Annotated in this window: 7 protein-coding genes and 1 pseudogene; 3 read left to right on the top strand and 5 right to left on the bottom strand. The window is 71.6% G+C overall.

The genetic code is table 11. From position 1 onward, the window contains the following. Positions 1-73 precede the first annotated feature (73 nt). Genes Tfont_RS13800 through rsmA form a run of 3 tightly spaced genes read left to right on the top strand, consistent with a single transcriptional unit; the run spans position 74 to position 4,663 of the window. Positions 74-2,527, top strand: a complete 2,454-nt coding sequence (locus Tfont_RS13800; protein ID WP_143969865.1) for an LPS-assembly protein LptD — start codon at positions 74-76, stop codon at positions 2,525-2,527. Then, positions 2,520-3,845: a peptidylprolyl isomerase gene (locus Tfont_RS13795; RefSeq protein ID WP_143969864.1), complete on the top strand. Its 1,326-nt coding sequence runs from the start codon at positions 2,520-2,522 to the stop codon at positions 3,843-3,845. Before Tfont_RS13800 ends, Tfont_RS13795 begins: the two co-directional genes overlap by 8 nt. After that, positions 3,842-4,663, top strand: coding sequence for a 16S rRNA (adenine(1518)-N(6)/adenine(1519)-N(6))-dimethyltransferase RsmA (gene rsmA, locus Tfont_RS13790; RefSeq protein ID WP_143969863.1), 822 nt, complete (start codon positions 3,842-3,844; stop codon positions 4,661-4,663). The genes Tfont_RS13795 and rsmA overlap by 4 nt, the downstream gene beginning before the upstream one ends. A 183-nt stretch (positions 4,664-4,846) precedes the next feature. On the opposite strand, the pseudogene Tfont_RS13785 reads toward rsmA, so the two are convergent. From Tfont_RS13785 to Tfont_RS13765, 5 genes and pseudogenes are all read right to left on the bottom strand, one after another. After that, a pseudogene (locus Tfont_RS13785) lies at positions 4,847-5,248 on the bottom strand (barstar family protein); the annotation flags it as partial. Between the two features lie 36 nt (positions 5,249-5,284). Then, entirely contained in the window at positions 5,285-5,593 is a 309-nt protein-coding gene (locus Tfont_RS13780; protein ID WP_390612510.1) for a ribonuclease domain-containing protein, read from the bottom strand. A 223-nt stretch (positions 5,594-5,816) separates the two neighbouring features. Then, positions 5,817-8,198 (bottom strand): NADP-dependent malic enzyme, encoded by a 2,382-nt coding sequence (locus Tfont_RS13775; RefSeq protein ID WP_143969862.1) that lies wholly within the window; start codon positions 8,196-8,198, stop codon positions 5,817-5,819. Positions 8,199-8,312: 114 nt separating this feature from the next. Beyond that, positions 8,313-9,245 carry a diguanylate cyclase domain-containing protein gene (locus tag Tfont_RS13770; protein ID WP_143969861.1) on the bottom strand — a complete coding sequence of 311 codons (933 nt, stop codon included), beginning with the start codon at positions 9,243-9,245 and terminating at the stop codon, positions 8,313-8,315. A 58-nt stretch (positions 9,246-9,303) separates the two neighbouring features. Further along, a partial coding sequence (locus tag Tfont_RS13765; RefSeq protein WP_185974546.1) for a TPM domain-containing protein occupies positions 9,304-9,628 on the bottom strand: 325 nt, incomplete at its 5' end.

Here is a 9,628-nt window from a genome sequence, read left to right as displayed (position 1 = left end):
GGGTGGGGTCAGGGGTGCTCATGGATAATCGACGGCATTCTACGAACGCCACCGCCGACCGCCCCGTCCGACCGTGCCGAAGCGCCCCACCACCCCCGCCCCGACCGCGACCGGCGCACCGCCGCGGCTCCGCCTGCGCCGCAGCGGCTGGGTGGCGGGGCTGTTCGGGCTCGCGACCGCCGCCGGCGCCCAGCCGCTGGTGTTGCAGCCGTCGCTGACCCTGCTGGAGCAGTTGCCCCCCAGCCTGCGCGGGCAGACCCCGACGGTGGTGGAGGGCGAGCGCATCCAGGGCCAGACTGACGTCTACACCGCGGTCGAAGGCGGTGCCGTGCTGCGACGGCACGACCTGACGCTGCGCGCGGACCGGCTGGAACACACCGCCGTGGACGACACGGCGATTGCCAGCGGGCGGGTGCGCATCAACCGCCAGGGCAATGTGTACGAGGGCGAGCGGCTGCAGCTCAAGCTGGACACGTTCGAAGGCCGCTTCGACGCGGTGCGCTTCCAGTTCCTGCGCACCGGGGGGCAGGGCGAAGCCAGCCGGGTGGAGTTTCTGGACGAGAACCGGGCCATCGCCCACGATGTGCGCTACAGCACCTGCGAGCGCCCCCCCGGCGGGCGCTGGGCGCCGGCCTGGGCCGTGACGGCCGACCAGGTGCAATTCGATCAGGCGACGGACACCGGCGTGGCCACCGGCGGGCGGCTGGAGTTCCAGGGCGTGCCGCTGCTGGCGGCGCCGTGGATCAGCTTCCCGCTGTCCGATGCGCGCAAGAGCGGCGTGCTGCCCCCGACGCTCAACCTGGACAACCGCAGCGGCTTCGAGACCACCGTCCCCTACTACCTGAATCTGGCGCCCAACCGCGATGCCACGCTCTACCCCACGCTCATGACCAAGCGCGGGCTGGATCTGGGCGGGGAGTACCGGTACCTGGAGTCCGCCTACGCCGGCCAGGTGCGCGCGGCCTGGATGGCCAGCGACCGCCTGCGCGACCGCGACCGCTGGGCGTATGCGGTGCAGCACCAGCAGGCGCTGCCCGGGCTGGCCGCGCTGCCCGGTGCCGGCCTGCGGCTCAACCTCAACCGCGTCAGCGACGACGATTACTGGCGCGACTTTCCGCGCACCAGCACCATCACCAACCTGGCCCAGCGGCTGCTGGCCAACGAAGCCGTGCTCAGCGGCGGGGCCGGCCCCTGGAGCTACAGCCTGACCGCCCAGCGCTGGCAGACGCTCGGGGCCTCGCGCACGCTGGTGCCGCTCAACTCCGAGCAGATCGTCGCCCCCTACGACCGGCTGCCGTCCGTGGCGCTGCGCTACCGCCCGGGCCGCTTTGCGCTGGGGGGCATCGACGGCTGGCGGCTGAGCGCCGATCTGGACGTGACGCGCTTTGCCACCGACCGGGTGCCGACCGTGTGGGACGGGGTTTCGGCCGGCGACCAGCGCACCGACCTGGACGGCACGCGCGCGCTGGGCATCGTGCGGCTGAGCCGGCGCTGGGAAACCCCCGGCTGGTATGTCGAGCCCAGCCTGCAGTGGCACGCGCGGCAATACCGGTTCGAGCAGGCGCTGGGCGACGGGCGCCGCAGTGTCGGCATCGCGCTGCCGACGGCCGCGCTGGATGCCGGGCTGGTCTTCGAGCGCCAGGCCACGCTGCTGGACCGGGCCGTGGTGCAGACGCTGGAGCCGCGCGTGCTGCTGGCCGCCACCCCCTACCGCGACCAGCGCCTGCTGCCGGTGTACGACAGCGCCGCTTACGACTTCAACCTCGCCACCATCTTCTCGCCCAACCCCTACGGCGGCAACGACCGCATCGCCGACCTGCGCACGCTGACCTACGGGCTGACGACGCGGCTGTACGCCCCGGACAGCGGCGCCGAACTGGCCACGCTGGGGGTGGCGCAACGCCTGCGCCTGCAAGACCAGCGCGTGACCCTGCCCAACGAAGGCGCGGCCGCCGAAGGGCGCAGCGACATCCTGATCGGCGCCACGGTCAACTGGACCCCGCAGTGGTCCTTCGGGGGCACCTGGCAGTACAACGTCGCGCGCCGGACCTCGGTGCGCACCCTGCTGTCTGCGCGCTACCTGCCCGGCCCCTACCGGGTGCTCAGCGCCGCCTACCGCAACAACGAGACCAGCACCGCGCGCAGCCGCCAGCTCGACCTGGGCTGGCAATGGCCCCTGGCCGCGCTGGGCGGCGACGGGACGCCGGCCGCCGTGCCGGGCCGGGCGCTCGGGCCGCAGCAGTGGTACGGGGTCGGCCGCGTCAACTACAGCTTCACCGACCGCCGCGTCATCGATCTGGTGGCGGGCTTCGAATACGATGCGGGATGCTGGATCGGCCGCGTGGTGCTGGAGCGGCTGCAGCAAAGCCGCACCAGCGCCAACCAGCGCATCCTGTTCCAGTTGGAGTTCTCGGGCTTCTCCCGCCTGGGCAGCAACCCGCTGCAGACCTTGCGCACGCAGGTGCCGCGCTACCAGTACCTGCGCGAGGACGTCAACCCGCCGAGCCGCTTCGAACGCTATGAATGAACCGACGCCGATCACCCGCGCCGCGGCCCACCTGCTGTGCGCCGTCCTGTGGATCGCTCCGCTGGCGGCGAGCGCCCAGCCGGCGGCCCCCGCCGCGCTGGCCACGGCCGACTACATCGTCGCGCTGGTCAACGGGGAGCCGATCGCCGCGTCCGAAGTGCGGGCGCGGCTGGCGCGCATCGACGTGCCCGCCAATGCGCCCGCCGCCGAGCGCGCAGCCCTGCCGCGCCAGGTGCTGGAGCAGCTCATCGACGAAAAGGTGTTGCTGCAGTCCGCCGCCGACGCCGGCATCCGGGTCGAAGACACCGCGGTGGACGCGGCCGAGGCCGAAGTCGCGCGCCGCAACGGGCTGAGCGTGGCGCAGTTGCGCGAGCGCCTGCCGCAAGCGGGGCTGACGCTCGCGGCCTTTCGCGCCAATCTGCGCAACGAGCTGACCCTGCAGCGCCTGCGCGAACGCGAGGAAGCCCGCGTGCGCGTGACCGAAGGCGACATCGACGCCTACCTGCGCCAGCACCAGGGCAGCACCGACCCGGCGCGCACCGTGCTGGAGCTGGCCCAGGTGCTGATCCCCGTGCCCGAGCAGGCCGACGCCGAGCAGGTGGCGCGCGCCCGCCAGACGGCCGAGGACGTCGCGCGGCGGGCCCGCAGCGGCGAGGACTTCGCCACCCTGGCGCGGCGCCTGTCCCAGGCACCCGAAGCCGCGAACGGCGGGCGCCTGGGGCTGCGGCGCGCGGACCGCTATCCCACGCTGTTCTGGGAGGCGGTGCGCGGCGCGCGCGCCGGCGACATCGTCGGTCCGCTGCGCAGCGGCGCCGGTTTTCACGTCCTGCGCGTCGTGACCAAGCGCGACGCCAACCTGCCCGAGCCGACCGTGACCCAGACCCGGGTGCGCCACATCCTGCTGCGCGCCACGGACGAGGCCGCGCAGCGCGCCGCCGCGGCGCGGCTGCAAGCCCTGCGCGAGCGCATCGTCAGCGGGCAGACCACCTTCGAGGCCGCCGCGCGCGAGGTCAGCGAGGACGGCTCGGCCCGCGAGGGCGGTGCCTTGGGCTGGGCCGCGCCGGGCCTGTTCGTGCCGGAGTTCGAGCAGGCGATGGACGCGCTCGCCCCCGGCCAGGTGTCCGCGCCGGTGCCCACGCGCTTTGGCGTGCACCTGATCGAGGTGCTGGAGCGGCGCGAGGTGGAGCGCAGCCCGCGCGAGATGCGCGAAGCGGTGCGCGCGCTGCTGCGCCAGCAAAAGGCCGAAGAGGCCTTCGAGGAACAGGTGCGCGAACTGCGCGGACGGGCCTACGTCGAATACCGCGAGCCGCCGCAGTGAACCCTCCGCGCCCCGACCCCAGCGGTGTACACGGGCACCGCGCGCGCAAGCGCTTTGGCCAGCACTTTCTGAGCGATCCGGCCATCATCGACGCCATCGTGCGCGCCATCGACCCCGAGGCGGGCGACTGCATGGTGGAGATCGGCCCCGGGCTGGCCGCCCTGACCCAGCCGCTGGTCGAGCGGCTGGGGCGGCTGACCGTGATCGAGCTGGACCGCGACCTGGCGGCCCGCCTGCGCCGCCACCCCCATCTGGAGGTGGTGGAGGCCGACGTGCTGACCGTGGACTTCGGCGCGCTGGCCGCGCGCTGTGCCGCCGGCCCGGGCGCAGCGGCGCGCCGCCTGCGCGTGGTCGGCAACCTGCCCTACAACATCTCCACCCCCATCCTGTTTCATTTGTTGCGCTGGGCCGACCGGGTGCAGGACCAGCACTTCATGCTGCAAAAAGAGGTGGTGGACCGCATGGTGGCCGCCCCGGCCAGCGCGGCCTATGGCCGGCTGAGCGTGATGCTGCAGTGGCGCTACGCGATGGAGGAGGTGCTGTTCGTGCCGCCCGAGGCGTTCGATCCGCCCCCGCGCGTGGACAGCGCCGTGGTGCGCATGGAACCCCGGCCGCAGCCTGCGGCGCTCGACCCCACGCTGCTGGAGGAGCTGGTGCAGGTCGCGTTTTCGCAGCGGCGCAAGCTGCTGCGCCACACCCTGGGCCGCTGGCTGGAGGAGCGGGGCTTCGGCGGCGCCTTCGACGTGCAGCGCCGCGCCGAAGAGGTGCCCGTGGCCGAGTACGTGGCCCTGGCCCAGGCGCTGGGGGCGCCCCGCTGATTCCGCCCCCGCCGCTAGGCACCAGGGCGGGGAAGTCGGCCGTCAGGCCGCGCTGAGCCAGTAGCCGGCGTTGAACGGGCTGCTCATGCGCAGCGCTTGCGGGCTGACGTCCACCAGCTTGTCGGTCAGCAGCGGCTCGTCGCTCGACTCCAGATCGGCCGGCTTGGGCGCGCGCGCCACCGAGAACGAATAGAAGCAGCGGAACGGCACCTTGCGCTCGGCCCAGAAGTCCGCCACGTCGCGAAAGACGTCGAGCAGTTGCTCGCGCGCCTCTTTGTCGAACTTGGGGCTGGTGGGGATGTGCTCCAGCACGACGATGAAGCCCGTCTGCGGCCCCGACTTGTGCACCACGTCGGTCAGGCAGTCGTAGAGCGCATCCAGGTTCTTGCCGTTGTGCGGCGGCAGTTGGTACTGCGCCGAGATCAGGTCCAGGATGTCCTGCTTGTTGAGCGCAGTGGCCAGATTGGCGTAGAGGAAATGGTGACCCAGCGCCTCGGCCGCGGCCTGCAGGTCCTTGACCGTGAAGGCGCGGATCGACTGGACGATATTGGTTCGTACGTTGCGCAGCGGCTGTTCCATGGTCATCGGAGAAAGCGAAGAATCGGTCGGGGGCCTGCCGCCTCACGGGGCGATGCGGCGAAAACTCGCGTAGTGGTCGGCCGTGTAGTAGCAGGCGTCGGGGACGGTCGGCTCCCAGCCGCCGCAGACGATGCGGCGCGCGCCCCGGTGGCGCAGCCCGGGCGTGGGCACCGTGTACTCACGGTAGTACCCGCGTTTGTGGGCGGGCAGCAATCGCTCGCGGTTGAAGAACACCGTGCCGTCCTTGTCGTACGGGAACGGGCCCCCCTGGCGGATCAGGCGCATGACGGTGTGCGCTTCGGGCGGCAGGTCGGCCAGCGCCACCTGCGCGATGCCCAGGGCATCCTGCAGCGGCGCTTCGGTCCGCGCGGCGGTGCCGGTCGCCCCCAGCAGGGCCAGGCCCAGCAGTCCGGCCGACAGCGCCGCGCGCCACCCCCACCTACTTCGACGCACCCGATCCTCTCTTGGGGTTAACCCTGGAAATCAAGCGCGCAAGTGTGCCTGAAGCGCCCCCGGATTGCAAGATCTTGACAACCCGGCGGCCTTGTGGTCTGAAACCCGTTGCCGGTGGCGTTCAGGCGTCGGTGGGCGCGTCGGTGGGCGCGTCGGTGGGCGCGTCGGTGGGCGCGTGGTGGGGCGTGCTCGGCGTGCCCACCGCGCGAGGACCGACGTTGGCCTCGGCCACCGTCAGCGCCGTCATGTTGACGATGCGCCGCACGGTCGCGCTGGCGGTCAGGATGTGCACCGGCTTGGCCACACCGAGCAGCATGGGCCCGATCGCGATGCCGCCGCCGGCAGCGGTCTTGAGCAGGTTGTAGGCGATGTTGGCCGCGTCGATGTTGGGGCAGACCAGCAAATTGGCCTCGCCGGTCAGCGTGCTGCGCGGCATGATGGTCTGGCGCATCGTGGCGTCCAGCGCCACGTCGCCGTGCATCTCGCCGTCCACCTCCAGCCACGGGGCCTGCTCGCGCAGCAGCGCCAGCACCTGCCGCATCTTGACGGCGCTGGGCTGGTCGGACGATCCAAAGTTGGAATGCGACAACAGCGCCGCCTTGGGCGTGATGCCAAAGCGCATGATCTTGCGCGCGGCCATTTGCGTGATTTCGGCGAGCTGCTCGGCACTCGGGTCGTAATTGACGTGGGTGTCCACCAAAAACACCTGCCGGCCGGGCAGCAGGATGGCATTCATCGCCGCATAGGCATGGGCGCCCGGGCGTTTGCCGATGACCTGGTCGATGTAGTTGAGGTGCATGGGGCTGGTGCCCCAGGTGCCGCAGATGAGGCCGTGCACATCGCCGTGGCGCAGCAGCATCGCGCCGATCAGCGTGAGCCGCCGGCGCATCTCGATCTTGGCGATCTGCTCGGTGACGCCGCGCCGCTCCATCAGGCGGTGGTACTCTTGCCAGAAGGTGCGGTAGCGCGGGTCGTACTCGACGTTGACGACGTCGTAGTCGGCGCCCTCGCGCAGACGCAGACCAAATTTTTCGATGCGCTGGGCGATGATGGCGGGCCGGCCGATGAGCGTCGGCCGCGCCAGCCCCTCGTCCACGACCACCTGCGCCGCGCGCAGCACGCGCTCCTCCTCGCCCTCGGCATAGGCCACCTTTTTGTGCGGGGCGCGCTTGGCGATGGCGTAGACGGGCTTCATCAGCGTGCCCGACGCGAACACGAAGCTCTGCAGCCGCTCGCGGTAGGCGTCCAGGTCCGCGATGGGGCGCTGCGCTACACCGCTGCGCGCCGCCGCCTCGGCCACGGCCGGCGCAATCTTCATCATCAGCCGCGGGTCGAACGGCTTGGGAATCAGGTACTCCGGCCCGAACGCCAGGCTCTCGCCCGCATAGGCCGCGGCCACCACCTCGCTTTGCTCGGCCTGGGCCAGCTCGGCAATGGCGTGCACGGCGGCGATCTCCATCTCGTCGGTGATGGTGGACGCCCCGGCGTCCAGCGCCCCGCGGAAGATGTACGGGAAGCACAGGACGTTGTTGACCTGGTTCGGGTAATCGGTGCGGCCGGTGGCCATGACGGCGTCGTCGCGCACCGCGCGCACCTCCTCAGGCAGGATCTCCGGCGTCGGGTTGGCCAGCGCGAAGATCAGGGGCTTGGGCGCCATCTTCGCCACCATCTCGGGCTTGAGCACGCCGCCGGCCGACAGGCCCAGGAACACGTCCGCGCCCTCGATCACCTCGGCCAGCGTGCGCGCGTCGGTTTTTTGCGCAAACTGCGCCTTGTCGGGGTCCATCAGCTCGGTGCGGCCTTCGTAGACGACGCCGGCCAGGTCCGTCACCCAGATGTTCTGGCGCGGCAGGCCCAGCTTGACCAGCAACTGGATGCAGGCCAGCGCCGCCGCCCCCGCGCCCGAGGTAACGAGCTTGATCTGGTCGATGCGCTTGCCCACCACCTTCAGGCCGTTGAGCAGCGCCGCGCCGACGACGATGGCGGTGCCGTGCTGGTCGTCGTGGAAGACCGGGATCTTCATGCGCTCGCGCAGCTTGCGCTCGACGTAGAAGCAATCCGGCGCCTTGATGTCCTCCAGGTTGACGCCGCCGAAGGTCGGCTCCAGCGCGGCGATGATCTCCACCAGCCGGTCCGGGTCTTTTTCGTTGATCTCGATGTCGAAGACGTCGATGCCGGCGAACTTCTTGAACAGCACCGCCTTGCCTTCCATCACCGGCTTGGCGGCCAGCGGGCCGATGTCGCCCAGCCCCAGCACCGCGGTACCGTTGGTGATGACGGCCACCAGGTTGCCGCGGCCGGTGTAGCGGAAGGCGTTGGCCGGGTCGGCGACGATCTCCTCGCACGGGGCAGCGACGCCCGGCGAATAGGCCAGCGCCAGGTCGCGCTGGTTGGACAGGGGCTTGGTGGCGGCGACCGCCAGTTTGCCGGGGGTGGGGCGCTCGTGGTAGTCGAGCGCGGCGCGCTTGAGCTGCTCGCGTTTGTCCGAAGCGGTTTCGGCCATGGGGATCTCCTGACCGCCGCGCGGCCACCCGGGCGGGGACGAACGCGGCGCTGGCGCCACATTGTAGGAAGCCATGCCCCCCCTGCCGGCGCGGTGGCGGCAGCCGTGACCGGATCAGGGCGAATGCGGGCCCGCCTGGCGGGGATCGTCAGGATCGTCCGGCGGGGCGACGACCGCCCGGTCGCGGCCAGCCTGCTTGGCGGCGTACAGGGCGGCATCGGCCAGGCGCAGCAGGCGCGGGCCGTCGTCGGGTGCGTGGGGCACCATGCTCCCCACCCCGGCGCTGACCGTCACCACCGGCGCCGTGGGGGAATCGGCATGGGGCAGCGCCAGCGCCCGCGCCACCGCCTGCAAACAGGCGTCGCCGGCTTGGTGGCCGTAGCGGTCGTTGTAGCGCTTGAAGTGGTCCACGTCGAACATCACGACCGCCAGCGGCCGCGCCTGCCGCGTGTGGCGCGCGATCTCCTCGCGCAGGCGTTCGTCGAAATAGCCACGGTTGGCGATGCCGAGCAACCCGTCGATGCGCGAGAACGCCTCCAGCCGCCGGTTGGCCGCCTCCAGCTCGGCGGTGCGCTCGCGCACGCGCTGCTCCAGCCGCGCGTTGGCCTCCAGCAGATCCTGGTTCTGCGCCGCCAGCACGTGGTAGAGCTGGCCGACCATGCGCAGCAGGTTGGCCACGCGGCGGTCCAGCGGGTCCTCCTCCTGCGCCCAGGCCTCGGCCGGGTCGGGGCCGGCGCGGATGCGCGCCATCTGCCGCGCCATCGACTGGTCCACCCCCATGATGTGCAGTCCCAGCCACGAGGTCAGAAAGCCCATCAGGCGCTCCTCGTCCTCGAAATGCTGGCGCGCATAGGCGATCAGCTCGTCGAAGATGCGCTGCTGCTGGTCCGGGCTCAGCGCGCGGCCGTGGAACATCGCGCGGTTGAGCGTGTTGAACAGATCCACCAGGTGGTGGTGCTGGGCATCGACTTCGTCCAGACCGGTCAGCAGCGTCGTGTCCCAGACGAACACGTCACCCGTGTCGGAGGCGGCGTCGGGGGTGGGCATGGGGGGCTGCCGGTTTGCGGCAGACCGCTTCAGTATGGCGCAAACCGGGCGGCCCGCTTCAGACGCGCACGACGCCATCCGGCAATTCGTTCGGATTGGGGCGATCCGATGCGGACGGGAAGTGATACCGCAGCCACCGGTCCACCGCGTCGATCGCGGCGGCCAGCCCGGCCTCCGGCCGTTCGGCACACAGCGCGGCCTGCAGGCCATCGACGACCGCCGCCCACTCGGCCGGCGGCACGCGGCGCGCCAGCCCGCGGTCGGCGACGATCTCGATGGCGCGCTCGGCCAGCAGCAGGTAGATCAGCACGCCGGCGTTGTCCTCGGTGTCCCAGACGCGCAGGCGGCCGAACCAGGCCAGCGCCCGCTCGCGCACGCGCGCC

This window comes from Tepidimonas fonticaldi, from assembly GCF_007556755.1.
Lineage (GTDB): Bacteria > Pseudomonadota > Gammaproteobacteria > Burkholderiales > Burkholderiaceae_C > Tepidimonas > Tepidimonas fonticaldi.
Note: the sequence above shows the minus strand (reverse complement) of the source record. Positions and strands in the feature narration are given on the sequence as shown.

Bases quoted from the DNA above. Each gene is read 5' to 3' on its own strand.
- Tfont_RS13795 (WP_143969864.1), top strand. From the start codon at position 2,520: ATGAATGAACCGACGCCGATCACCCGCGCCGCGGCCCACCTGCTGTGC.
- Tfont_RS13775 (WP_143969862.1), bottom strand. From the start codon at position 8,198: ATGGCCGAAACCGCTTCGGACAAACGCGAGCAGCTCAAGCGCGCCGCG.
- Tfont_RS13770 (WP_143969861.1), bottom strand. From the start codon at position 9,245: ATGCCCACCCCCGACGCCGCCTCCGACACGGGTGACGTGTTCGTCTGG.